Here is a 26,148-nt window from a genome sequence, read left to right on the forward strand (position 1 = left end):
TATACTTTTCACTAAAATTATATGCAAAAATGCAAAAATAATTATTAATTTCTGATAATATTTTAAAACAACAATCCTCTATCATAAAACTTCAAGCTCTGTACTCCCTGAACTAACTGAACAACTCCATATAAACTATCTGGTGCATCATCATGCCTACAGTTTTTGTTGTAATCCTTTACTTGATTATTATATTGAATATTATCTGAATTAAATAATATATGCCCATTTTTAACATCAGGCTCAAGACTTATTATTCTCTCATGTTTCTGCCCTTTAGAATTAATACCTTCCACAGGAACATAAATCTTATTCTTCCACAGTTCTTCCTCAAGTTTTTGTTTTATGTAGCTCTGTGCCTGCACTGTTTCAAATCCTATTTTTTCAACTGGATAATTTTTCAACTTTTCTACTACCACCTTAAATAAATCATCAGGAAGTAATTTATATATTGAACCATCAATCACATACATCTGCTTAGTTTTCCTGTGACTTCCCAATATAGTTATTGCAGAATAATCATTACGTTTACCTGCTTTTATAGCTGGATCAATATACATTACTATTTCCATATCTTCAAATTTAGGAAGCTTATCCCAATATTTAATGTCTTGAAATATATAATCATCTGTACTTCTTGGGTCATTCTGCATTTCCTTATAGAAACTTTTCTCACCCATGCTTTGCTTCTTACACATTAAATAATAATAGTCCAAATATTCATCCCACAATATTTCTGTTCCTTCTAGCATTTCATTTTTATGGGCATAAAAAAAAGATAGAGCTGTTTGAATTCTATCTTCATCCTGTAAATTATTATATTTTACTTGCCACTCTGCCCAAAGGTCATCTCTTTCAGCAAAACTTAAAACAGCTGATTTTTTAATGCTCCTAACTCCTGGAATTTTTCCTTTAAGTAGTTCAGCCATTAAATCTTCCTCATTTAAGATAGTACCAACAACTAATATATTGGTATCCTTCGTGCCTATTGGAATAACAACATCTGTAAAAGTAGATTTAACTTGTTCACGTTTAGTTTCTGATTTTGCAGTATCATCTTTTAATAAATCATCCAGCAAAACCAGTGTTGGTCTGTATTGCTTATAATGTATTCCTCTTAACGAACCATCAATTCCCCTTATCATTATGCATGAATTTATGCCACCTTTAGTTCTAATCCATATCTCATTATTATTCCATCTGTTTCCCTTCTGAATGCCAAAATCATCAATAAGCATTTGATTTTCTTCAAGTTCACCTTTAATCATATCAAGAAATGGAACTGCAATCTGCTCTGTAGCTGATATAATTAATGTGAATTGTGATTTATTATATAATGTTGAATACAGCGGAAATAAAAAAGAGTTAATTGTGCTTTTTCCATGCTCTCTCGGCAGTCCAAAAGCTTCAATCAACCCTTTATTGTTTAACATATATTTTAATTCAGTAAAAAGCTCCCTGTGAAATTTTCCAAACTTTCTATCAAAGTATTTAGGAAAATAGCAGAGAGCAAAGAACTCTATATCCATCTCACCAAGTAACCTGCGAAGTTCTGAAAAAGAAAATGTTTCTACAAGCTGTTTTATCTTGGGTTGTGAGAAGTATTTTTGCATATACTGGTGCAGTAATTTACTCTCCCTTTCGCAAGTTATTAAGTTACTGTTTTCTATCACTGCATAAACCACCTCAACTTTCTATTTCTAACAATGTAAATGTTGTAGTTTTTTTATTTGAAAACTTATAAGTACTTATTTTTTCTTCAATTTTTATTTTTGTATAGAATGGTATTGTAAATATATCTACATTTATGTTCTCAGATATTTTACCTTTAAATTTTTTATCATTTTTATCTTTAAAAAAGAATGTATTATTTTCAATATTAACACCAACTAATTCACCTGTTATTTCATAATTATTTATTATTGTAGTACATTCCATTTCTAAGGTATTTAAACTACTGCTTATTTCATTGCTTGAAATTATTGCTTCTTTATACCTTCTATTTGGACTTGCTACATATGTTTTTATTCCAATTTTGCCCTTTGACAAGGTATTTAGAAGATTTTTATATTTTTTTACTACTTTCGAGTTTAAAGAATTAAACATTTTTGTTAGTTTTTCAACATCATTTTTGCATTCCAATAAATCCATTATAGTTTCTATCTTTTTATGAACCTTTATTTCTCCTAATAAATCTGCTCTATTTTTAGATTTTAATCTAACTCCAAATGATGCTGCATAAAAGCCTGCCACATACAATTCATCATCATCTGAATTTTCTTTATCAACAGAATGAATCAATTCATATAAATTAGAAAGAGTATTTCCTAAAATATCTGGCGATATTTCATGCGAATGATTATCTTCAACTTCTAATGAAAGATCAAAAATAGTTCTTTCCTCATCAATTGCATCTTCTATTATTGTATTGTTATTTTTCGGCATACACTTATCTTCAATTTCTATATTAAAATATGCATCCTCTGTTGGCAACTCATCATCAGTTAATATTTCTGGTTTTATTTGACTTGCTTTTGCCATTAAAGAATCAATATTTTGTTCTAATTTCCATAGAAAAGGTTCCTCTGGATCTATAAATAAACTTCTAACCGATATTTCATTTTTTTCAGCTAAATTTAATTTATATTGGCTTACAGGTAATAATATCCACATCTTTTTTTCATCATCTTCATCAATGCAGTTAGCTAAAAAAAGTTGGTTAAATTTATTATAGCAACTAAACATAAGTGGTTCATCATAATAAACAAAAACTTTCTTTATGTATAATCTTCCTAACAAATCAACATTCATACAATAATCATTCACTTTTTTCACCATCCTTTCTAATATTAAAATATGTATGGGGATATATATTTTTATATAGCCACCACGTAATATGTGATTTATAATTGCTCCTTTCATTTGACGTTCTTAATATAACTCCTGTATATTCAAAAGTATTGCCATATGAAATATATTTAAACTTTCTTAACCTTGGATTAAGATTTAATGCATTTTTTATTTCATTATAATCCTCAAATACAGATAATCCATATGCTTTTATATCTGTATATTTTTTGTTTGGGTATAATAAAACATGTGATAAAAAATCCTTCTCAGTCGCTGGACTATTTTTTGTTAATCTATACACAAGAATATTTTCTTCTTTAGCCTCTTTTGGTGGACATAAATTAGGAAAAAATTCTGGGAATTTTTTTACTTCATTATTCATTTTACTCTCTCCCCGAAATATTATTACAACTTTTACAATAATTTATATTCTTCAAAAAAACATAATTCCCTTTAAAAATAGATAAAAAACGTCAAAAAAATTTCTACACCCTTTACTGACGCCTTCGTTTATGTATATAGAAGTACCCCTGCCCTGAAGGCAATAAAAAAAGGAATGGTTTCTACCACTCCAAACCTTCCAAAGCCTTAACCATATCATCTTCTGGGGTTTGAGTATACAGATTTGTAGTTGTAATACTCTCATGCCCTAATATTTGCTGAATAGTTGTTATAGGAATATTCTTTTTGACCAAGTTATATCCAAGTGTATGCCTTATCATATGAGGAGTTACTTTGATTTTAATCCTTTCTCCATAGCCTTCTAATATAAGGTTCACTGCATTTCGTTTTATTGCTCCTCTTTGACCTATGAATAAGTAGTCTGAGCCATCATCTTGCCTTACTTCTAGGTATTTATTAATAGATTTTCTTGCATCTTTATTGAGTGGAACAGTTCTCTTGGCATTACCTTTACCAATGACCTGTAAACTGCCTTTTCTATCGGATATTTTTATATCTGAAAGCTTAATATTAACCAATTCACTTACTCTAATACCTGTTTGAAGTAATATCTCTATAATACATATATGCATTAGGTTTCCTTCTCGGTGTATTTCATTCCTAAGTTTCCATAATTCTTTATCTGCAAGCCCTTTAAACTGCCGTTTATCCTTGTCTTTTATAACTGAAACTGCAATTACTTCATTAATAATGCCTTCTTGCTTCAAATACTTTAAAAATGAATTTATACTGGCGAGTTTACGGTTGATTGTTATAACTGCTTCGCCTGAACTCTGCAAATGCTTTTTATATTCCACCAAGTCCAGTTCAATAACCTTTTCAATACCTGCATCGGTTCTGCTTTCGTACCAAGCTATAAAAGCCTTCGTATCTCTTACATAGCAAGAAACAGTATTTATACTTTTATCTTTTGCCTGTAAATATCCTTTAAAACCGTTGATATAGCTCATATAAAGCACCTTCTTTCATTGGTTACATGATACCTCTGAAAGGAATTAATCTCAATACATAACTGCGATTATGTTGTGAGTTTCTTAGATTTTTCAACGGTTTTAAGCCATTCTTAAAGGGTTAAAAAGCATTTATCTATAAAAAAACTGGATACATAATATTTATTGATTATGCTCCAGCATTTATATTTCTATTGAATTCTCTTCATCTCCATTATAATCGTTATTATCAGTTTCATCAATAAATCCTTCATCCGTTTCTTCTGTAATTTCAGGTTCTTTTAATTCTGGTATTTCTTCATTTGATATAGAATAATCTGCATCAAGAACATCATCCTTTATCATATTAAGGAACAACCTTTTTCTTTCTTCTTCCTGAGCCTTTGTATCAAATACAATTTCTTTTCTTTCGTTCCATTCATCACGTTTACGATTCTTCAACCAAAAAGCTTGAGCTGCTGGATTCGCAGGCATATGCTTTTTAGTCTTCTCTATTCTTGTTCTTTTCTTTCCATTTTTATCTTCTTCAACAATCGTTTTAATTTCTTCATAATCATATCCAAGAGCAGAATTCAAAAGTGCATTTTCAACTTTTGTATCCATAACAGACTTGGACATCCGCACTAACTCTAAAAGAATTGGGTATTTATTCTGATACTCATACCATGTGCTTTCGGGTATATCTAACCTACTGCATATAACCTGATTCGTTAGTCCTTCCTCACACCACTGCTGAATGTCTTTTAGCCTCGGCACTATATGGGTTTCCCACTTAGATTTTCTGTCTATAACCTCAGCAAATTCAGGATGCTTTTTCTTGTATTCATATATCATAGACACATGAATATCAAGCCTTTCAGCGATTTGTTCATCTGTAAGCCCTTCAATTATCCATTTCTTTATTTCAGTGAACCTCGGCTCAACATTGGTTTCATACTTGGTTAAAGCCTTTCTATTATTTTTCACTCACCTCACCTCCAATTTTTTATTTTTGCTATTGTGTATAACGTATTTGTGTGTTACTATTAGTATATAACATATAAGTAATCACTATTCAAGAGAGGGATGATAACATTAATACAATAGATGAACAGCTTCAACAATTAGGGCAACAATTATTTAATTCTTTGGAATTGATACTTGAAGAAAAATCCTTATCCAAAGTTGAACTTGCTAATAAACTTAGCAGAAGCCTGCCTAGCCTTAATAAACTGCTTTATGATTTAAGACTTGGCAAACTGACGCTAAAAAGTCTTTTACAGATTTCAAACGCACTTAATATCGATATTTCTTATATTTTTGAAAAAAAGTATCATAAAGAGGAGGTGAATTTTTCAATGTGGAAAACACGTATAATTACTGCAACGAGTACAATGCCTACTGGTGCTATAGTTGAATTGAATCAAATACTTGCTGGATATTGGGCATCATTAACTAATCCTGAAAAGCAAAAATTAGGCAAGTGGTTTTATTCAGAAGTAGAAAGCGGTTCTTTCCCTAATATCTTATCCCATCACAAAAACACTGCAAACCATGCTTTTTATGAAATTATATAAAGCTATAAGGAGGTTGTAATATTATGCCAATAACATTAACACCATGCAGACCTTTAAATACTGTTGAGATTTCTCAAGCCACTCATACATTAACGAAAATGCAAAAAAGAGGAGTCTCTGGAATTAACACTCTATCACTTTCTATTATTAATATTTCATCTACTTCAATTTCACTGATTGTAAATGCTCATAACCAACAAACACCAAATCAAGTTGTAGGAAGTATTAAAGGTAGTTTAGGTAAAAGTTTAGGAACAAGAGGTTTATTTTAAACTATTGGGAGCTTATTCAGCTCCCTTTAATCCTTACTTCAATATCCAAATTTTTTCATCAAACTCACCAATCAACTCCTCATCTAATCCCCAGAACAAAACCAAGTCTTCATATACTTCTCTCAGCTTTTTTAAATCCTCCTTGGCATCATCTTCTCCTAACACACATAACTTTTCCTTAGCTGTAGCAAGTAAGCCTTTCAAAGTTTCCTTAATCAAATATTCAGTTTTCATCAATAACTCCACCTTTCAATATTGGGTTAGGTAGTACATTACCTCTGAACCAACCTAAAAGTAAAGTTGAAATATATATCCATCTAACCCATTTATACCTTCGCCTGTGTCTCAATAAAAAAGAAGGTAAAGCAAATGCCCTACCTTGATAAAAATATTGCAACACAAGCCCTCACAAAGCCAAGAAAAAAGGGAAGCTTATTGCTCCCCAGTTGGCTCTTCAATTTTCTTTTCAGGTTTTCCATGTCTAAAAGCAGCATTACCTTCTAATTTTTCAAGTAATATTTTTCTTGCAGTTTTATATCCATCTCCTATCATACCAAGCCTTATTAAAAAAACTCTGAATGTAAACTTTGGATTATCAGTGGAACTGACCTTTGCTGAAGCATGTTTTAATTTTTTTGCACTCTGATTTAAAAGTTCTATAAATTGAGTATATGCTGTAATATTCTCTACTTTAGCTTTTATAAAGTTAAAACTTATTTTCTGTTCTTCAAAGTTAAACTCAATCTGTATGCAGCTTTCTTTCCCAGCTATAGCCTTTTGAAAATCATCTATATTAGAAATCTTTGCTTCATTAATTTCTTTTATAAACTCCTCGGCTACTATGTTTTCTTCAATCCCTAAAGATTTCTGAATAAGTTCATGTTTGCTGTATATAATATTCACTAGATTTTTTAAGCTTATTCCTGTATGACCTAATATTGGGACTGATATAATTTGAGGTTCTGTTTCTGCATTCTCTTCTATAACATTCTTTTCTTCCTGCCCCTGAATTTTAACTTCTGGCTTTAATATAGCTTCAAGTTCTAATTCCAAGCCTTCTTCATTTGTAATCTTTCCTGCTTTATCAATTGTGTAAGTTTCTCCTTCAGTTTCGATTTGGTATGCAAAGCTTGGTACTCCCATATATTCAGCCTTAACTCCAAGATACTCACTTAAAACTTTTACGATTTCTTTTCTATCCATAATAAAATCCCTCCAATGTATTTGTTGTGTACATTAATCACTCTACAAGCACATTAAGTCAATACAATTAAGGGGATAGTAAAAAGCAATTAATAGAATTTATTTCTCCACTAACTGCTTACTTTTTAATTTCGAAAATTTTATTTGCTGTCCTTCTCTTTCAATAATAACATCATCACCATTTATTCCATCCTTATAATTAATCCATCTTTCCACAATAACCTGTGCATATTTAGGATCAAGTTCTGAGCCATAACAAATTCTATCAGTATTGTCTGCTGCAATTAATGTAGTCCCACTTCCAAGAAATGTATCTACAACAATATCACCGTATTTACTAGAATTCTTTATAATATATTCAATGAGAGGAACTGGCTTCATTGTAGGATGAATGTCATTTCTTACAGGCTTGTCAAAATTCCAAACCGTACTCTGCTTTCTGTCCCCATTCCAATAATGTGAACCTGTAGGCTTCCAACCAAATAAAGCTGGTTCATGTTGCCACTGGTATGGTTGTCTTCCCATTACAAAAGTGTTTTTCACCCAAATACAGCATTGAGAATGTTTAAAGCCTGAATCAACAAATGCTTGTCTAAAAATTAAGCCTTTTGCATCTGCATGGAATATATACATACTTGCACCATCATCTGATATTTCATAAACTCTTTTAAATGCTTCAAGTAAAAAATTATAGAATTCTTCATCATTTAAATTGTCATTTTCAATAGTTAAAGCATCTTCAGTTTTACCAACATATGAAATTCCATAAGGAGGATCTACAACAGTAAGCTTTGCCTTTTTGCCATTCATTAACTTCTCAATATCATCAGTTTTAGTTGCATCACCACAAATAATCCTATGCTTGCCTAATAGAATAATATCTCCTGCTTTAATTACAGGTTCTTCTGGTTGCTCAGGGATTTCTTCTTCCTTTTGCTGTTCATCTTTACCTATGTATTCATCCCATAATTTTTCAGCTTCACTCATATCAAAACCTGTAAGTTCCACATTATAATCTTCGACCTTTAAATCATCCAGTAATTTTGCCAATGCTTCTAAGTCCCATTCACCAGATATTTTATTCAAAGCAACATTTAATGCTTTCTCCTTAGTTTTATCAATATCAATTACAACACATTCCACTTCATCATAACCAAGTTCTTTTAAAACTTTTGCTCTTTGATGACCTCCAACTATAGTAAAATCACTATTTACAATAATAGGTTCACAATAACCAAATTCATTAATACTGTTTTTTATTTTTTCAAATTCTGCATCTCCAGCTTTTAAATCCTTACGTGGATTATATTCAGCATGTTTAAGTTGGTCTATTTTTAACTTTTTAAATTCCAATATAACCTCTCCTCTCGAAATAAAAGGAGCATCCATTACAGACACTCCTACTTTACTGCTTTCAATGGTGGATAATATTTTTCAATACTTTGCTCACCATTTTGATTCGTTTTTAATGTAACCATACTACTTCCAAGTCCCATATCATAGATTAAGTAATCATCAACTTTTTTCTTAACTTCTTTATTTCTATCTAATTCAAATATAAATGCTTCTGTGCAAAGGTAAAAATATGGCATACCATTTCTGTTACTTTTCCAACCATCTTCCTCTCTAGCATCTTCTATTCCCCACCATAGCAAACTATAGTAATAAGGAAAATAATCATCTTTAGTATAATCAAAATCATCTTTAAGATTTTTAAGTGCTGTAACTCTATTTATTCCAATAAGTGAACAGAAATTGTCAAAGGATATATTTTCTATATACTTACAGCATTCTATAAGTTTATTGTTTAAAGAAATAAATAATCCTTTAATATGCTCTATACTTTTATCACACATATCAATCTGTTCCTGAAGATACATTAAATCCTCATATTCTTCTTTTGTTATTTGGTCTTCATTTAGTATCTCATCTCCTGATAGCTCTAAATTTTTTCTTATAGAAATAAGATTTTTATTATGTATTTCTGTCCACTCATGTTCTAGCTTTTTCCATGATTTAAGTTCATCATTAAGAAAACAATAGGCTCTTTTAATCCACGCCATATTATTCTGTGCTTCTACTTCAGAATTTATTTTGTTATAAATAGCATAATAAACTGTCATATAATCTGTATTTAATTTTTTAAGAATCTCTCTTTCTGATTTAGTTAAATTTTTATATGAAAATATAATTTTAGCCAAAAGGTTATTCTTTATATCATTTTTTCTTTTTTCTGAAATTGTTAACTTTATATTGTTATACACTATGTAACTCCTCCTTAATTTTAGGGATAAAAATAACTGCCTAATCTTATTTGAATAGACAGTTATATCTCGTTAATATGTTAACTTAATTTTAAAATCATAATATATCTTGTTTTACAACAACCTTCATAATAGTGGGTGTGGAACATTATTTCTTAGCGGATAACAAGGCTTTAGCCGCAGTTATACACTTAGAAATAACTTGCCCACTATATTCAACATTTAAAATCATTAAGCCTATTTTATTCATTTATACCATATCATTTATATGTTTCTATGATTAAATGCTGTATTTTTATTTATAAAATCACTTTTTACTACCGCATACTTTTATAAGCTAATTCGCTGTGGGTTCGTTCCTCACCTCACGCTCATATATCTTCTATAAAGTATTTGGTATGCCATCTTTTAAATAGTATTGCATGAATATTACGCAAGCCATAAATGGCATTGCTCCATATTCATGCAATTCCATTTAAAATCTGTCATCTTTACTTTAACTTATCACCTTACATCTTCCATTTTTTGCACCTTTTATACGCTTAACGCTAGTTATATCAAGCTTTATACAACTTTAACTCGTAAAATCCTTATTAAATTATTTATATAGAAAAATTACTACTAAAACCGTCTTAAGGCTTATATATCAACGTTTATCCGCTTAAAAGGTATGAACGTTTACTAATACTTTATTAAGAAATATTTTTTGCCCTCTTTTTTCTGCTTTATTCTTCTTTCCTTTAACATTTTCTGAAAACTCTTATCCTTATTAAAAACGTATGTCCAACTACTAGTAGTTATTTTAAGTAGCTCTTTCACATTTTTACTTTCAATTTTCTTTTTATTCCAATCATTATCCAGCCAATTGATTAATCTTTCTATATCTTCATTTCCTTTTCTATCAAGCTTTTTAAATTCCTCAAACTGTTTAATGCCTGTATGATCAATGAAATTACACTTACTAAACCTCTGATATATCATATTACGCATAGCATCACTAACAGCAAATAAATATATATGAACTTCTTTATTACTGCTAAATTCCCTTATCCTAGTTCTAAAAGCTTCCTGTTCAAAATCAACAATCATTTTCATCAATCTATACTGCTCGAGATAGTGGAATTCAAATCTTCCTTTCTCATCTATTCCAAATAATAATTCAGGTATTTTATATTTAGTTTCTTCATAGTTTTCTTTAATTCGCTCCTTAATGACGTGACTAGATGCTAAATATTCAGCAATATAAATGTCTGAGTTATACCTATTCCATCCGATTTGAACCATGTTAACACAACTGCTCCAATCATTCTTTCCCTTGGTATTCCCGAAATAAGGTAATTTATTACTGTCTTTGCACATTACTATACTAGGTATATCTTTTAAATTTTCTGTTAGTAATTCATTTACAGGTATATCATCACATTCCCTATAGCTTATAACATAGGTTTTATCTTTAATACTTTCTTTAATCCAATCACATACAGCCTTTAACTTTTTAGGTCTCTTCTTAATAGAATCTCTGCTAAAATTCTCTTGTATAATATGAAAGGTAACATAGTCATATTTCTTATAATCATCAATATTCAAATATACAAAATCGTTTTCTCCCGTTTCATACTCAAGACTCATCTCCGCTGTTCCATCAAATATAAATGTTTTCAAATTTCCGACATTAAAACTATTTCTGCTTATAGTATAGAAAAACATCTTTTTACCTTTACACCACAAAGCACCATTTCTAAACATATCTTCAAACGCATTTATGTACTGGTTATATTTTACGCCAAAAAAATCAAACCAATTTTCTTTAAATTCTGTACTGAATATTTCTTCATCTAATACTACAAAAGCATTTCTATAATCTTTGAATTCTTCCTGTATCTCAAGTATTCTTTTTTCAATATTATTAAGTTCTTTTAACATGCCCAATTTATAGCTGTTATATTTTTCATCATCTGAAGAATCGTAATTATTAACAAGGATTTTCATTTTACCAATTTCATCAATACTAATAACACTGTTATTAAGTAATTGAGGTTTTTCATCTATCAGTAATCTTTTTCTTGTTATTTCTTCCTTATTTTTATCAATAAAAGTTGTAAATCTATTTATTCCTTTATCTACATCATCTGTATTGGTCAAATAACTTAATCTAGCATTTGTCATCGCAAGTATTGGTGAATACAGTTGTTCTCTTTTTTGTTTTCCCATTTCACAATTACCAAAGAATTCACATTTCTCCTGTGTACACCTTACAATACTTTCCTTATAGCTCTTAACTTTTTTATAATTTTTACATCGTATACTTTTATTCCAGCCTTCTAAAACATATATGTATGGTTGCTTAATAGTAACTACATCATTAATTTTCTCATCATAATAAGTGTACTCATTATAATATCCGTATTTTTTAGTAATATAGCTGCTAAGTTCTTTTAAATCATTTACCCTATCCGTTGTTATTATCATTGGCAAATAATTATTTTTAATTTCACTTGAAACAAACCCATACTTAGTCTTTCCTATAATTGTACCTATAAGAGTTTTTAAAAAAGTACTCTTACCAAACCCACATCTTACAGGAATCAAAATTGGATTTTCTACCCTTAAAGCACTGAAAATAAGCTTAGTACAATCATTGTAGAAATTAAGTTGTTGTTCCGATACATATGCATTTTTATCTTCAAAAAACTTTCTTGAATTTTCTTCTACAGAATTTGCAATTTCAATTGTTTTATCATCTGTATTTTCAATCAATTCATTTACAGTATTGGATTTTATCATATGACTAAATAAATATTCATACTCTACTGTTTTACCATCTTTTTCTTCAATTCTTTTATTGTATACTATTTCATTAAATATTGATTTTTCATGTTCCTTTAATTCCTCCATATGTTCTGCTCACCAACTTTACCATTAACTTATAACTTCTTTGAACTGGCTATATTTTCCCATAGTTTCTCTTAATTTAGGAGAATCCTTAAATATAAATATTTTTCTATTTGAATCTTTTAAGTCTGGCTTTTCATCCACTTTATGAAACCTATTAAACATAAGCCACCCAGCCATTCTTTCTTGTGTTATTACAATTGTATCATTTATCATATAGTTCATGACCTCCTTTTTAATTTGTGGAATACTATTTGTATAAATCAATTTGAGATTATTCCACAAAAGTGGGTCTGGAAGACTTTCACTTGGTGAATAAGCACTTTAGTGCGAAGTGAACCTTAGTGAAAGCTTGCCCACTATATAATTATTTCTGTTGCTGTTAATTTCAAGCTTTTCTTAGTTTTTGCTACATCAACTAATATTTCAAATTTGATACTACTACATTTCAGTAAATTATATTCATTTATCTGAATCCAGTCATCAAAGACTTCCAGCATCTGCTTTTCATTTTTTAATAAAATAACCTTATTATCAATTATTTTTATATCAAAAGAAATCTGTCCATTATTTTTAAGTTCCGATTGAATCAACGCTATAACTTCACTATCTAGTATCCTTGCTCTTACATCACATTTTACATCTATTACCTTTAATCTTTTCTTCTCTTCCAAGTGTAGGTTCTTAACTATGCTACTATTATCTATAGCTTCAAGCTTTATTTTCTTATATTTTTCATAAAGATAAGTTATATCTCCATCTAATGATTTCATATATACATATCTATCTGACTGCAGCTTACCATTAAGGTATTCAAAGACAGGATAAAATAAATTTATTATAAAATCCTCTGTACAATTCTTCATATTTCCAATGGCATTAGCAATGGTTGCAATATTATAATTATTAAGTATTTCATCAGCCTTAACAATATATTTAGCATCTACTTCCTTATACTGCTTGTATTTTTCTTTTTTAAAAGAAGCTATTTTTGCTTCATAGTCATCTTCTTCCCATTGCCCCCAACAAGCATTCTCTATCATTTCATCTCTATATCTAGTTTCTTTTCTTTCCTTTTTGTAACATTCACTGTTAATATTTTTTCTTTCTTCTGTATAATTATTATACATTGCAGTAATATCTTGCACACATGAATTATATTCTTCTATTATATAATCTGCATTTATTAGCTTTTCTTGTATTAAGTCTGATTTATTATCAAACTTAGTAACAATACTATTTATTTCATTTAACAATTTGTACTTTATAACATACGTAATTTCATCTAGAAGCCCAAATGTATAAGAATAATTTTTTATATCTACATTTTCTTTGTTCTCTTTATACTGTAAGAACCAGGCTTTTCTTCCATACTTATTATTTATAATTTCCATATCTGCTTTACTTGGAAAATATAAGGTTTTGGGAGCATCTATACTTACCATAGCATTATATAAAACTATGTAAATATCTTTCTCATTATCATAAAATCTCTGCTTAATAAATTTTTTATGCTGTTCGCTTGCCTTATAAGTTGTAATCCATTCTCCACTTTCTAATTTTTCATTTTTTTCTTTTTCATATATATCTTTTGCTTCTTTTTGCTTTTCATCAAACCGTTCATATAAATTAAACTTATTATTTACTGTATCGTAATAATCATAAGTCTGCTGACTATCTGAATTAATTCTGGCACTCTTTAGAGCAATGCTTCCAATTAAGTTTCCTGAAGCCCTATAAGTTGCATAGAATCTATTATCGTAGTTATATTCCATAAGCTCCTTATGTCCATCATCAGTATTTATAAAATATTTGCCATCCTGCGGAACTAATACAGCATTTCTTATAATATCTGAATCTATAACAGTACAAGCATCTCCATCAGTATCTGCCGAACTCATAAGTGCTAAAATATCACTTTTTTGATTAAAATAAATTAGTTCCCTGCAGTGACTTAAATAATTATCAAAGAAAGCATTTCTAACAAATTTAACATTATGAATTTCACTATAAGCACATAGTGGATTTCTTGCTATAGTTCTTATATCTTCATCATCGTAATCGAAGCTATAAAACTCTCCTTCTTTAAGTCCATTGTCTTTTTGGTCTCTATACATTGCATAATTCATATACGAAATAGGATCTACTGCAATATACTGATATTTAGCTTTAGCTGTAACTTTTCCAACAGCAAGTTCCCTACATTTCTTTTCTATAAGCTTTGCTAAATTATTTTTAACAAACTTTAGATTTACAAATTCTTCTGAAATATTAAGAAGCTCTTCACATTTATTAACCACATTATTAGTAATATTCTTAGCTTCCTCCTGAAATTCTTCACTTTCCTCATCATCGTTTTTTATACCTTTTATAATGTTCTTAAAAAATAATCTTATAGCGTCTATATTTATAGTCCATTCTTCCTTTTCGCTAGTCTTTTGAAAAGGTTTTAATATTTTTCTGTAAGTTTTAATATCCTCTTTTATTAAATCCACATAATCATTTTTACTTAAAGCTAATGCAGTAAGAAGCTGATAATTTAGCCTTCTATACTCTTCTATATCCTCATCTTTTTTATTGAACTTAGTAACATAAAGTTTATTAATAATGCCCTTGTATTTTTCATCTACTGCAGCAATTCTCTTCTTATAGGTTGCCATGTTTTCACCATTATCAACTTTATAGTACTTTGCTAACTTCACCATTGATTCATTTAAAAGCATAGTATTATCAGTAACTTCCTGCCACTCATTCCACATATCTTTTAAATAATATTTATCATTTTCTTTTTTACAAAAATCTGTATTCTCTTTATAGAAAACACATAAATATTTCAGAATATCAAACTTAGTAATCATTCCTTTTATTCCAATGCCATAACCTCTTATGATTGCAAATTCTATATAATAGTTAATATTTAATTCTTTCTCTATCTGCCTAAAAACTTTAGGAGTTGCTATAGCTCCTCCATCAAAAACATCTATATCATCATCGAAATGGTAATCAATTAAATTATAATTTACCCTTTCTCGTTCCTCATCATTTTTATCTTTAACCTTTTCCTTAAATTTTTCTACGGTTTTATAATCCTTTACTATATGAAACTTAGGCTGTGGCAATACTATAATATCAGGCATATCCCCTGCCATATAGCAATTACTAACTCCTAATGACAACCTGCTTAAAACATCCTTATTAATACAGATTTTCTCCTTACTCTCTTCAATCTCCTTAAATTTACCTAAAGAAATTAACTCTTCAAATTCCTTGCCAAAATCACAGAAGTCTTCCCTTAAAAATATAGTTTCACATTTTCCCCAATTTTCTTTTTTCATGCCGCTTGTGGTTGCAAACCATGCATAATATTTTTTATCATTAAAAGTTAATCCATTGTCCCATTCAGCTTTAGCATCTTCCTCAGATGCTGGCAACATTACTTTTATTATTTCATCTATTAGCTGACCATCTTCTAGCTTTTCATTTTTATAACACTCATATGCAAATGTAAGAAAGCTCTCTGTTAAAGTTATTATATTTCCTTCTAAATTTTCAGCAGAAATAACTCCATCAATAATGTTCTTTCTTCCAAAACTATAAATCTTAATCTGCCTTTGCTGCATAAATTTTGCCCCCAATCTGTTATGTATCTATATAAATTTGCTCTATTCTAAAATTTCACAATAATTAAATTATACTCCCTTAAGATACCAATTTAAATATTTTTAGACAAAATAAAACACCAGCTCTTAAAAACCGGTGCTTAAAATAACATTATCTATTTCCAAAACTAATAGTATTCTTCAAGCTCTTTATCATTAGGAGGATCATTTATCGGAAACTCTTTCCTTTCAATTAATTCAATTTTTTTATTATGCGTTCTTTCGATAAATTCAGCTGCTGATTGTGCTCCTGTTTTAAATGATTTGGCTATAAGATATCCTTTATCAAAACCTCCCATATCCATATACCCAAATAACTGATACACATCAAGTCCAATAGCTTCATTTACTTTAATCTCCCAAACCTCACCATCAGCTAATATATCTACAAATCCACCTAACCCTTCAATTGGATATTCTTTTTTAATATCTTTTTTTCTAAATAACTTAGAATTCTTAAAATGATTTTCCAATCTATCTCTTAACAAGGCTTCAGGAATTTCATCTGGATAACTTTTCTTACTCAAATAACCTTTACTTTCAAGCATTTCTTTTATTTGTTGAATTAATTCTGTAAAATTTGAATCTAAAATAATACTATTTTTAGTAATAGCAGTTGTAAATCCTGATATTAAATCAATTTCACCTCTAATATAGTTAAATTTACTATGTCTAACAGAAACTAATCCTATATCACTAAGCTGATGAAACTTAATTACCCTATCATTATTGATTATATCAAATCCTTGTTTGCCTATTGAAACCTTGTATGGTTCATAATTTTTAGGAACTTCTAACCCCAAATCTTCATACTGCTTTTCTGTTGGAGCATAACCAAATGTTAATTCAGCTCTCCATCCTCTTCCGCTCAATACTTTTTTATGAATCATCGGTTCATTTCTTCTTGTATTTACATGAAAATATATCGGATTTATTTCTTTGACATTCCATTCGTTTCTAATTTCGTAATTGCCATTTTTATCTTTTACATCTATATTTTTAAGAACAATTTTCAGTTCCATTCTTGGTTTTTCTTCTCTTAAAAACCTTCTATACCTAGCTCCTAAATAATATTGTACGGATTGAGTATATTTTTGCGGAGCTGTTGGCACTATTGAAGTAATTTTTCTTACTTTAATCTCTGTTCCACATTTCCATGAAACATCTCTTTTCTGTGCTTCTATTTTTCCAAACCTTAATTCATTAATCATAATTGCCTTTTCAGCATCTTCTGTTTTTGTTAACAAATATTCTAATTCTCCTAAAGCTGCTATTGCTTGCTTCATTCCCAATCCGTGTTCATTTAAAGTTTTACCACCTGAAGTACCACCAGGAGATAATGCCATCCCTAGTTTAGATTCTGAAATTCCTTTTGAATTATCTCTAATCAAAAAATATGAATTTTCTTCTTTAGCTTTCGATAATCCGATTTCAATATAAACTTTAATTTTTTCAAATTTATTACTCGCAGCAATTGAATTGTCAATAAATTCTGAAACTAAGTCATTAAAATCATAAGTATTATTACCTAATTCTCTAAATAAATTATCAGATGGCTCTATATTGATTATTGTTACATCTGCTTTATTACCCATTACTATGTCCCCCATTATACTTCAAAATCAATAAATTTGTATTTATACCTTTGTAACCACAAATCCATTAAAAGCATCCTTAAATGTCTTTAATTCTTCAACTGATAAAGTGACACCTTTATTCGTCTTTTTATGTTCAGAATCCCAATACCTGATGTTATACTTAGGTTCTTTATCATTCCAAGAGATTAATGTCCTTTTAATATTATATTCCTTTATTATCAAAGTCTTTTAACAAATCAGTTTCAGATACTTCATGACTTAATAATTTTAGCAAATCTGCTTCTGCTGCTTCTTGGCTATCATAATCGTTTAATACCTTGCAAATTGAATATCTTACATCGTTTGAATTATTGATTAAATATACTTCTCTATATTTCTTTAGTAACATATTAAAATCTCCTTCTGATTTTTATTTATAACACCATCCCATTCAGCACATCTCTGAGTTTCTTCAACTCCTCTGCTGTAAGAGTAACACCTTTTCCCATCTTCTTGTGTTCCGAATCCCAATCTCTAATATCATACTTAGGTTCTTTATCATTCCAAGAAATTAGATTTAATTCTTTCTTCCAGCCTTTTGGTGATTCTGAAAGAGTTCCTGTAGTTTCTTTAATTTCAAATTTAATGTCTGGCATTCTACATTTCTCCTTTATTATACAAACATTTGTTGTAATAATCCTTTTCGCAACATACTTAATAATTCGAGTTTATCCTTTTCTTTTTGAATCTTTTCATCAATCTTTAAAAAGAATTTTGCTATTTTTTCTTGTTCACATAAACATGGAAATTTAGTTTTGTATTTCAAAAAATCTTCTGGTTTAACAGCCATCCTTTCATAGACAGTGCCTTCCTCATACTTCCTAATTCTATCTATAAAATCCTTACGCATAAGAAGATATCCAATGAAATTGTAATCAAACATTTTTTTCACTTCAAAAGTAACATATATTGGTGAAAATATAGCACTACCGTAATTATTTACAGATATGACACCGAATTTCAAGTTAGCTGGATTGTAGCAAATATCGCCCAGTAATGTAATTTTATATTTTTTATTTTCTGTTTTAACTAAAAAGTCTCTTTCATATCTCTCTCCCTTATCATAAATACCATCTATAGATAATGTCACATGCGGATATTCTAGTCCTTTATTTGAATAAGTTTTTCTTTCCGCTAACACTTCACTTAGTTGTATTTCTCCCCATTCAGGATAAGCTTCACCATTTTCATCTTTAAAACGTATTTCTTGAGAAAAAACTCTTTGTACAATACCTTTTTTATAATCTTGTAGATATTCCACTTTTTTTTGTTGTATTTGCATTTTTTTATCAATAACCGATAGAAATTTTGTTATCTTTTTTTGTTCAGCAATAGATGGAATATTAAAATCAAATCCAGCCAATTCAGTTCTATTTATTTTAGGCATTTTGGTTCTTTCCGATAATGCTACGGCATATTTTGTAAACCTCTCTCCCAGCATATAATAAAATATGAATTCTGGTATTGCTACACTTTTTTTAGTTTCAATTGGATATGCATCTGCACTACATATTCCACAAAACTTAGGGAAAGCAACTTTTGCTAAATTGGGTCTTATTTTTGAATAAATTATATCATTTTCATTAAAATAATATTTACCACTAACAAGATTCTCTTCATATGCCCGTTTATACTCTAATAATCTTCCTGTATATTTTTCTATATTGGCTGGACCAATATGTGGCATTTGAGAATATGGGGGCTCTTTTGGATTTACTTGTCCATTTCTTATACTAACACAATCGTAAAACATTATTTTTTTCCATTTATCACAAAATTCTTTGAATCTTAGCTTAGGTGCACTGCTCATTGTTTTCCCCCCCTATATTCCAAGTTCTTTTAAATAAACTTCGAGTTCTTTATCTATATCAGTTATTTCTTTATCAATATCTTCAATTTTAGTTCTGAATTCTTCTATATCTATAGGTTCTTCTTCCTCAAAAGTATCCACATATCTTGGTATATTTAAGTTATAGTCATTTTCTTCTATTTCGTTTAATGTAGCAACGTGAGCATATTTTTCTATATTTTCTCTTTTGATGTATGTTTGAATTATTTTTTCAACATCTTCATCTCTAAGGATATTTTGATTTTTACCTTTCTCAAACTCCTGTGATGCATCAATAAATATAACATTATCATTATTTTCCCTACATTTTTTAAATACAAGGATAACTGTTGGTATAGTTGTTCCAAAGAATATATTTGATGGAAGTCCTATTACTGCATCTAAATAATTCTTTTCTTTAATTAAATACTCTCTTATAATTCCTTCAGCGGCTCCTCTAAATAACACTCCATGAGGAAGTACAACAGCCATCGTCCCCTTATCATCTAGTTGGTAAATCATATGTTGAACAAAAGCATAATCAGCTTTAGACTTTGGTGCTAACTTGCCATATGCACTAAATCTTTCATCCTCTAGAAATTTATCATCTGCACTCCAATTTGCTGAATATGGAGGATTAGCAACCACTGCATCAAATTTCATATCAATATGTCTTGGATGTTCCAGTGTGTCATCATTTTTAATATCAAAGTTTTGGTAAGATACATCATGAAGCAGCATATTCATACGTGCTAAGTTATAAGTTGTAGAAGTTAATTCTTGACCATAAAATTTACGTACATTAGCCTCTTTTGCAACTCTCAAAAGCAGTGAACCTGATCCACAGGTAGGGTCATAAACATTCTTTAAATCCTTTTTCCCAATTGTAACAAGCTTTGCAAGTATCTTAGAAACCTGCTGAGGCGTATAAAATTCTCCAGCTTTCTTACCAGCTGTTGCTGCAAACTGAGATATTAAATATTCATAAGCATCACCTAGGACATCAATTTCTGCATCTTCATGTTTGAAATCAATTTGAGCAATATTTCCCATTACTTTCGCAATAAGCTTTGAACGACTTTTTACATCCCTTCCTAGTTTCGTAGACGATAAATCCATATCATCAAATAAGTGGTCAAAGTCATCTTGACTTGTGTTTCCTAAAGTTGATTCTGTAATATCATTTACAGCACCTTGAAGCATCTCAATATCAAATTTACCTTCCTCAATTGCTTTCATTAAAGACGAAAATAAGTATTTAGGTTCAACAAAATAACCTATTTCACCTAATAATTCTTCCTGCAAAGCTTCTCTCATTTCTTCATCTTCCCAAGCTTTTAAGTATGATATGTTATCTTCTTTTAGTAGTTTTTCAGCACGTCCTTCTACTTTTTCTGAAAGATATCGATAAAATATTAAGCCTAATATATAACTTTTAAATTCATTTGCTTCCATATTTCCTCTTAAATCATTTGCTATAGCCCATAGCCTTGTATGTAGACTAGCTTGTTGCTCTTGCTGTTTTTCACTTATTGACATTTTATGTCCTCCTTTAATTTATTAACCATTAATTGTTTATAAAGTGTATCTTCTAAGATATTTCTTTCAAATAAGAGCTTCTCTTTCCTTTTCTTTAAGTGGTATACCCTACCGATTTTTTTCTGAATATCTAATGGTGGAACTGCTATTTCTAACTCTCTAAGCATTTGAATTGATAATGCTCTAATAATAGAGCCTTGCATTGCTACTCTTAATTGCCTCTCAACTTTTGGGTGCTCGTTAAAATACCAAGTAAAATAAAAAGAATCAATTTCATTTTGATTAAATTCTATAATAGCAAAGTTTGAAGTTATTAATTTTCCCTTATGATTTTCACCTATTACTATAGCTTTATAAGATGTAAGACCAATTACTACCATGTTAATTTGTGATAAAAAATTTTTTTGAAATTTATTTTTACTTATATTAACTTCTTGTATTTCTTCTTTAATTCCATATTGTCCTGTTTCTCTGCTTAAGTCTTGCATTGTGAATATAGGATAAATATAAAACTCTTCATCAACCTTAGCTTCTATTCTTGAAAGAGTAGCTCCATGAATTACCTTCCCCATAGCATCTATTTTCAAAGCCTCGCCTCCTTTTATGCTATTATGTAAAATAGCATAACAAAAATAGCAGAAATCGTCAATAGATTTTCTGCTATTTTTTAAAATAACACATTTTATTGGTACTTTTCTACATGTTCTATAATAAAATCTTTTATTTCATTTACTATTTTTCTTTTTTTAAGTAACGGTGCTTTTATCTCATCACTTATTTCTTCATGATTTAATATTCCACTATACTCATATTCTGATACATGCTCTTTAAGAATATCAGGCTCTATTCCTATTTCAGAAGAAAAGTTGTCTATTTCTTTTTTTCTTTCACTATCTTCAAATTCAATGAAGGCATCATCAACAGAATCATTTGATGTTAAATTTGGTACTACCTTTTCTAAGAATGATTTTATTAAATCTACTTTTAACCTTAATTCTTCATTATCTGCTCTATCAAGTTCCTTCATAATATGTTTTATATCTTTCTTCTTATTTTCCTCATTTTCAAAATCAATATTTCTAATTAAATTCATTATATAAGCTACATTTATTCTATCTGTATGCATAAGTTCTATACCAAAATCAATATCAGCTAAAATAGATGTTTTTTCTCCCTCACCACGCTTTACAGAATCATAAATAGTGAAATATTTACTTTTAAAGTCTTGGTAAGTCTGCTCACTTATCCCTATTTCATCTTGGCTAAATTCAAATTCTGAAAATGTCTGTAGTTTTACAAGTACATTTGATAAGTCTCTAAATGCAACTATAAATTTCTTTTTATCATCTTCACTTTCAAGCTCATCAACATCCTTTGGCGTTAGTGCTACATTAAATAATTTTTTAAGCTGTTCCTTAAATAACTTTAAATAATATTCATAGCTTTGCATAAGCACCGTATCTGTATTGTGAGTTAATGAAAATAAGCGTATAGCCTCATCTGTATTTTTCTTTAAGTTTCTATAGCATACAATATTTCCATAAGGCTTTGTAACTTTTTCTACACGATTAGTTCTTGAAAAAGCTTGTATAAGCGAATGGTATACCAAGTTTTTATCTACATACAAGGTGTTTAGCGGTTTACTATCAAAGCCTGTTAAAAACATATTTACGACTATAAGGATATCTATTTGTGCTGCTTTTACTTTCTTTGTTACATCTTTAAAATAATTTTGGAAAGTGTCTGTGGAAAAATTTGTATCAAACATCTTGTTATAATCCACAATTATTCTCTCTAAACTATCTCTTGAATGTTCATCCCTACCTTCACATTCCTCATTAGCTCCATAAGAAAATATAGCAGTTATTTTTAAATTATGATTCAATTCTTTAAATTTATCATAGTATTTTACAAGCATTTCGATGTTTTGTACTGCAAATAATGCAGTATATTCCATGTTTCTAGTCTTTATAGGATGATTTTTAATAATATGGTTTGCAACTAAAGTTATACGTTCATCATTCATAATAACTTCGTCAGTATCAATCGCTTGTACTTTAGTATCATCATTCTCATCAAATTGTCCTTTGAATGTAGATACATATTCAACTGAAAATCCAAGAACATTACCATCCTTTATTGCATCCTTAATAAGATAATGATGTAAACATTTTTCAAAAATATCAGCAGTTACACGTCCATCTTGACTTTTATTTTCTTTAAATCTTGGAGTTCCTGTGAATCCAAAATACTGAGCATTAGAAAAATGCTTGCTTATAATTTCATGCATGTCTCCAAATTGAGAACGGTGACACTCATCTATAATAAATATAACTTTTTCATTTTTATATTGTTCCATTGTTGATGAATACTTATGAGCTTTTATTGCATGAGCCATTTTTTGTATAGTTGTAACTATTAAAGATTTATCTACATCTTTTATTTGTTTTATTAACGTACTGGTTTTATCAGTTCTATCCACTGAATCTTGTTCAAATTTATTAAATTCTTCTATAGTTTGTCCATCTAAATCCTTACGATCAACAAGAAAAAAGACCTTTTTAATACCAGGTTCATTTGCAAGTATTTGACTGGCTTTAAATGATGTAAGTGTTTTACCACTACCTGTTGTGTGCCAAATAAACCCATTGTTATTTGTTTCCAATGCTCTATTAATAAGTGCTTCAACTGCATAAATTTGGTATGGTCTCATAACCATTAATGTCTTTTCTGTTTCATTTATTACCATATAACGAGCAATAACTTTTGAAATAAAGCATTTTTCTAAGAATGTAGATGTAAAATCATTTAAATTACTTATTCTTTCATTTTTTTCGTCAGTCCAGAAAAATGTTTGACTAAATAAAATTTCTCTATCCGTATTTGCAAAGTACTTTGTATCAACCCCATTACTTACAACAAAAGCTTGAATATATCTATATAAACCATGATAAGAGTGCTTTTTATACCTACCAACTATTTGGTTAAATGCTTCTTTTAAGTCCAATCCCCTTCTTTTAAGCTCTATTTGAATAAGTGGAAATCCATTAATAAGTAAAGTAACATCATATCGATTAGTATACTTACCTATCACAGTAGTTTGGGATGTAACTTGAAAGAGATTTTTGCACCATTCTTTAGAATTAAAGAATTCTAAATATACTTTAGAACCATCATCTCTTTCTAAAATATATTTATCTCTTAGAATCTTTGCACTCTTAAAAATACTTTTACCTTCAACATCAAGCATAATATGTTCAAACTCTTTATCAGTTAAAGGAAGTCCATTAAGTTTTTTTTCATTATATTTATTAAGTTGTTGTCTGAAATTTTCGCTTAACTCTTCCTCATTATTTATTTTAACTTGCTGATATCCATGATTAACAAGTTGTCCAACTAATTGTTTTTCTAATTCTGCTTCACTTTGGTATGACATCTTCAATTCCCCCATAAAATTCTACATAATTTCTCATAATAATATTTTAATCCTTAATGGAAATTTATACAAGAGACTTGATGCCAAAAGAAAAACACTTAAGTTTTTTGTATTAAATTGTAATATTTTTCACAATATTATGTATATATAACTTTTTTGTGATATAATTTTACATATAATATATATTTTATAAGAAGGTGATGCATTTGAAAATTCCAAAAGCCTTATATATTGATGATAATAGAAAGGATTTCAAATTTCCTCAGCAATTAGATAAAGATTTATATAATGAAAGGTTTAAGAACAAATTGTTTTGTCATTTTTATGGATGTAATGCAAAGATTTCTTTTAATGAAAGAAAAGATGGTTATAAATATTTCAGCACATGGAATAAAAGTTCTCATGCTGAAGACTGTCCTTATTGTGTTACCTATAAAGATGAAATTAAACGTTCAAAAGTGCTTGACAAGCAGGTTGATACAAATTTATCACAATCTCATATTGATAAAATTTTTAAACGACTAGATGGAAAATTGAAATATGAAAACAACTTAGATACTACAGTTACAGACGAACAAAATGGTTCAAAACTTGTTAATGAAAATGGAACTAAAGAGAATATTCAACCCATAATAGGCGATTCGGATTCATCTACCACAAAACCTCCCAAGGTATATATAAGAGCATTAGACGAATTGAGTAAAAGGGATTTTAATAAAATTAGATGTGTATATGGTTCTATTAAAAATATGCAAATTGAAAAAAATCAAGATGGTTCTAAATATGCATATATGAATTTTGATTCATCTGAAGTTAATGCAAGTATTTGTTTTCCACCTGCATTCGCAGTTAACAATCAAGTTCTTATTGATAAATTTGATTTATTGAGAGAGTATATTAATACTAATTCTGAAACGTTTCTATGTCAGTGTATCGGTGATGTAAAAAGCAAAAAAGGTAAACCATTTAAAGGTTATAACGTGAATATTTTTCAAGCTGAAGCTATACGAATTAACGATATTCCACTAGAAAGATTTATATATAATTTAGTAATTTCTTCCAAACTATAGTAAATAATCCTAGTATTTAAAGAAGGGGGTGATTTTAATGTCAGACGATAAAACAAAAAAGAAGCCACTAGATTCATCAAGGATTAATATTCATGAACCTTATGAAGTTAATTATTGGTGTGATACTTTAGGATGTACTAAACAAGAGTTAATAAATGCTGTTAACCAAGTAGGTACTTCTGTAACAAAGGTAAAAAATCATTTAGGTAAATAAAAATTTTATAGAAGCACCTACTTAATGATAAAAATTGTACAAATAGGTGCTTTTTAAACCATAATATAAAGCACTCAACCAAAATTGATTGAATGCCCTTTATATACATAAACCTTTATTTAATTCTATTCTAAACTTCAGTTACCACTTCAGCCTTAACCTTCCCTTTAACTCCCTTATCGTAATACTCCTTATTATATAGTAGTACGCACGTCTCCACATGTGTTTTGATAGTAAGATGATACTAATACGCAGATATAATGGAATTAGACCCCTTTAGACCCCCTTTGAATTTAGGGGACTGTTTTACAACTAA

General features: G+C 29.1%; 24 protein-coding genes. 4 read left to right on the forward strand and 20 right to left on the reverse strand.

Annotated features, from left to right (window positions below):
• Positions 1–62: 62 nt before the first annotated feature.
• The 5 genes from terL to J2Z42_RS06770 form a co-directional block, all read right to left on the reverse strand.
• The gene (terL, locus tag J2Z42_RS06750; protein WP_342590001.1) at positions 63–1,673 is read right to left on the reverse strand and encodes a phage terminase large subunit; all 1,611 of its coding nucleotides are present in this window, start codon (positions 1,671–1,673) and stop codon (positions 63–65) included.
• Between the two features lie 13 nt (positions 1,674–1,686).
• Positions 1,687–2,826, reverse strand: a complete 1,140-nt coding sequence (locus J2Z42_RS06755) for a DUF6575 domain-containing protein (protein ID WP_209701887.1) — start codon at positions 2,824–2,826, stop codon at positions 1,687–1,689.
• Positions 2,819–3,232, reverse strand: a complete 414-nt coding sequence (locus J2Z42_RS06760; protein ID WP_209701888.1) for a DUF4168 domain-containing protein — start codon at positions 3,230–3,232, stop codon at positions 2,819–2,821. The genes J2Z42_RS06755 and J2Z42_RS06760 overlap by 8 nt, the downstream gene beginning before the upstream one ends.
• Before the next feature lie 181 nt (positions 3,233–3,413).
• Positions 3,414–4,262 carry a tyrosine-type recombinase/integrase gene (locus J2Z42_RS06765; protein ID WP_209701889.1) on the reverse strand — a complete coding sequence of 283 codons (849 nt, stop codon included), beginning with the start codon at positions 4,260–4,262 and terminating at the stop codon, positions 3,414–3,416.
• Positions 4,263–4,445: 183 nt separating this feature from the next.
• On the reverse strand, positions 4,446–5,228 hold the full coding sequence (locus J2Z42_RS06770; protein WP_209701890.1) for a helix-turn-helix domain-containing protein: 783 nt from the start codon (positions 5,226–5,228) through the stop codon (positions 4,446–4,448).
• A 371-nt stretch (positions 5,229–5,599) separates the two neighbouring features.
• On the opposite strand from J2Z42_RS06770, the gene J2Z42_RS06775 reads away from it, so the two are divergent.
• Positions 5,600–5,818, forward strand: coding sequence for a DUF1413 domain-containing protein (locus J2Z42_RS06775; RefSeq protein ID WP_209701891.1), 219 nt, complete (start codon positions 5,600–5,602; stop codon positions 5,816–5,818).
• Positions 5,819–5,841: 23 nt separating this feature from the next.
• Positions 5,842–6,090 (forward strand): hypothetical protein, encoded by a 249-nt coding sequence (locus J2Z42_RS06780; protein ID WP_209701892.1) that lies wholly within the window; start codon positions 5,842–5,844, stop codon positions 6,088–6,090.
• Between the two features lie 33 nt (positions 6,091–6,123).
• On the opposite strand, the gene J2Z42_RS06785 is transcribed toward J2Z42_RS06780, so the two are convergent.
• The 15 genes from J2Z42_RS06785 to J2Z42_RS06855 all read right to left on the reverse strand — a co-directional run bounded on the left by J2Z42_RS06785 (position 6,124) and on the right by J2Z42_RS06855 (position 24,548).
• Positions 6,124–6,324: a hypothetical protein gene (locus J2Z42_RS06785; protein WP_209701893.1), complete on the reverse strand. Its 201-nt coding sequence runs from the start codon at positions 6,322–6,324 to the stop codon at positions 6,124–6,126.
• 198 nt (positions 6,325–6,522) lie between these two features.
• Positions 6,523–7,293, reverse strand: coding sequence for a virulence-related protein (locus J2Z42_RS06790; RefSeq protein WP_209701894.1), 771 nt, complete (start codon positions 7,291–7,293; stop codon positions 6,523–6,525).
• Positions 7,294–7,392: 99 nt separating this feature from the next.
• Positions 7,393–8,646, reverse strand: coding sequence for a site-specific DNA-methyltransferase (locus J2Z42_RS06795; RefSeq protein ID WP_209701914.1), 1,254 nt, complete (start codon positions 8,644–8,646; stop codon positions 7,393–7,395).
• 47 nt (positions 8,647–8,693) lie between these two features.
• Positions 8,694–9,557: a hypothetical protein gene (locus J2Z42_RS06800; protein WP_209701895.1), complete on the reverse strand. Its 864-nt coding sequence runs from the start codon at positions 9,555–9,557 to the stop codon at positions 8,694–8,696.
• Between the two features lie 681 nt (positions 9,558–10,238).
• Positions 10,239–12,452, reverse strand: coding sequence for a hypothetical protein (locus J2Z42_RS06805; RefSeq protein ID WP_209701896.1), 2,214 nt, complete (start codon positions 12,450–12,452; stop codon positions 10,239–10,241).
• Between the two features lie 24 nt (positions 12,453–12,476).
• On the reverse strand, positions 12,477–12,665 hold the full coding sequence (locus tag J2Z42_RS06810) for a hypothetical protein (protein WP_209701897.1): 189 nt from the start codon (positions 12,663–12,665) through the stop codon (positions 12,477–12,479).
• Between the two features lie 143 nt (positions 12,666–12,808).
• The gene (locus tag J2Z42_RS06815; RefSeq protein WP_209701898.1) at positions 12,809–16,069 is read right to left on the reverse strand and encodes a hypothetical protein; all 3,261 of its coding nucleotides are present in this window, start codon (positions 16,067–16,069) and stop codon (positions 12,809–12,811) included.
• 167 nt (positions 16,070–16,236) lie between these two features.
• A complete protein-coding gene (locus J2Z42_RS06820; protein ID WP_209701899.1) occupies positions 16,237–17,703 on the reverse strand; it encodes an ATP-binding protein in 1,467 nt (488 codons plus the stop codon).
• A gap of 42 nt (positions 17,704–17,745) precedes the next feature.
• Entirely contained in the window at positions 17,746–17,928 is a 183-nt protein-coding gene (locus tag J2Z42_RS06825) for a PC4/YdbC family ssDNA-binding protein (protein ID WP_209701900.1), read from the reverse strand.
• Positions 17,909–18,094: a hypothetical protein gene (locus tag J2Z42_RS06830; RefSeq protein WP_209701901.1), complete on the reverse strand. Its 186-nt coding sequence runs from the start codon at positions 18,092–18,094 to the stop codon at positions 17,909–17,911. The genes J2Z42_RS06825 and J2Z42_RS06830 overlap by 20 nt, the downstream gene beginning before the upstream one ends.
• A gap of 25 nt (positions 18,095–18,119) precedes the next feature.
• Complete coding sequence (locus tag J2Z42_RS06835; protein WP_209701902.1) at positions 18,120–18,341, reverse strand: YdbC family protein; 222 nt, start codon at positions 18,339–18,341, stop codon at positions 18,120–18,122.
• 17 nt (positions 18,342–18,358) lie between these two features.
• Entirely contained in the window at positions 18,359–19,555 is a 1,197-nt protein-coding gene (locus J2Z42_RS06840) for a restriction endonuclease subunit S (RefSeq protein WP_209701903.1), read from the reverse strand.
• Positions 19,556–19,567: 12 nt separating this feature from the next.
• Positions 19,568–21,112 (reverse strand): type I restriction-modification system subunit M, encoded by a 1,545-nt coding sequence (locus J2Z42_RS06845; protein WP_209701904.1) that lies wholly within the window; start codon positions 21,110–21,112, stop codon positions 19,568–19,570.
• Positions 21,103–21,699: a restriction endonuclease subunit S gene (locus J2Z42_RS06850; protein WP_209701905.1), complete on the reverse strand. Its 597-nt coding sequence runs from the start codon at positions 21,697–21,699 to the stop codon at positions 21,103–21,105. The genes J2Z42_RS06845 and J2Z42_RS06850 overlap by 10 nt, the downstream gene beginning before the upstream one ends.
• 95 nt (positions 21,700–21,794) lie before the next feature.
• Complete coding sequence (locus J2Z42_RS06855) at positions 21,795–24,548, reverse strand: type I restriction endonuclease subunit R (protein ID WP_209701906.1); 2,754 nt, start codon at positions 24,546–24,548, stop codon at positions 21,795–21,797.
• 206 nt (positions 24,549–24,754) lie between these two features.
• Here J2Z42_RS06855 and J2Z42_RS06860 point away from each other — a divergent pair, with 206 nt between their 5' ends.
• Positions 24,755–25,618 carry a hypothetical protein gene (locus J2Z42_RS06860; protein ID WP_209701907.1) on the forward strand — a complete coding sequence of 288 codons (864 nt, stop codon included), beginning with the start codon at positions 24,755–24,757 and terminating at the stop codon, positions 25,616–25,618.
• Positions 25,619–25,655: 37 nt separating this feature from the next.
• Positions 25,656–25,832 carry a DUF3606 domain-containing protein gene (locus tag J2Z42_RS06865; protein WP_209701908.1) on the forward strand — a complete coding sequence of 59 codons (177 nt, stop codon included), beginning with the start codon at positions 25,656–25,658 and terminating at the stop codon, positions 25,830–25,832.
• The last annotated feature ends 316 nt before the right edge of the window (positions 25,833–26,148 follow it).

Source organism: Clostridium algifaecis, from assembly GCF_017874415.1.
Classification (GTDB): Bacteria; Bacillota; Clostridia; order Clostridiales; family Clostridiaceae; genus Clostridium_B; species Clostridium_B algifaecis.

Coding starts and splice junctions, on each gene's coding strand:
- J2Z42_RS06790 (WP_209701894.1), bottom strand. CDS start 7,293: ATGGATAGAAAAGAAATCGTAAAAGTTTTAAGTGAGTATCTTGGAGTT.
- J2Z42_RS06830 (WP_209701901.1), bottom strand. CDS start 18,094: ATGTTACTAAAGAAATATAGAGAAGTATATTTAATCAATAATTCAAAC.
- J2Z42_RS06760 (WP_209701888.1), bottom strand. CDS start 3,232: ATGAATAATGAAGTAAAAAAATTCCCAGAATTTTTTCCTAATTTATGT.
- J2Z42_RS06805 (WP_209701896.1), bottom strand. CDS start 12,452: ATGGAGGAATTAAAGGAACATGAAAAATCAATATTTAATGAAATAGTA.
- J2Z42_RS06855 (WP_209701906.1), bottom strand. CDS start 24,548: ATGTCATACCAAAGTGAAGCAGAATTAGAAAAACAATTAGTTGGACAA.
- J2Z42_RS06775 (WP_209701891.1), top strand. CDS start 5,600: ATGTGGAAAACACGTATAATTACTGCAACGAGTACAATGCCTACTGGT.
- J2Z42_RS06780 (WP_209701892.1), top strand. CDS start 5,842: ATGCCAATAACATTAACACCATGCAGACCTTTAAATACTGTTGAGATT.
- J2Z42_RS06820 (WP_209701899.1), bottom strand. CDS start 17,703: ATGGGTAATAAAGCAGATGTAACAATAATCAATATAGAGCCATCTGAT.
- J2Z42_RS06785 (WP_209701893.1), bottom strand. CDS start 6,324: ATGAAAACTGAATATTTGATTAAGGAAACTTTGAAAGGCTTACTTGCT.
- J2Z42_RS06835 (WP_209701902.1), bottom strand. CDS start 18,341: ATGCCAGACATTAAATTTGAAATTAAAGAAACTACAGGAACTCTTTCA.
- J2Z42_RS06865 (WP_209701908.1), top strand. CDS start 25,656: ATGTCAGACGATAAAACAAAAAAGAAGCCACTAGATTCATCAAGGATT.
- J2Z42_RS06845 (WP_209701904.1), bottom strand. CDS start 21,112: ATGTCAATAAGTGAAAAACAGCAAGAGCAACAAGCTAGTCTACATACA.
- J2Z42_RS06840 (WP_209701903.1), bottom strand. CDS start 19,555: ATGAGCAGTGCACCTAAGCTAAGATTCAAAGAATTTTGTGATAAATGG.
- J2Z42_RS06765 (WP_209701889.1), bottom strand. CDS start 4,262: ATGAGCTATATCAACGGTTTTAAAGGATATTTACAGGCAAAAGATAAA.
- J2Z42_RS06810 (WP_209701897.1), bottom strand. CDS start 12,665: ATGATAAATGATACAATTGTAATAACACAAGAAAGAATGGCTGGGTGG.
- J2Z42_RS06815 (WP_209701898.1), bottom strand. CDS start 16,069: ATGCAGCAAAGGCAGATTAAGATTTATAGTTTTGGAAGAAAGAACATT.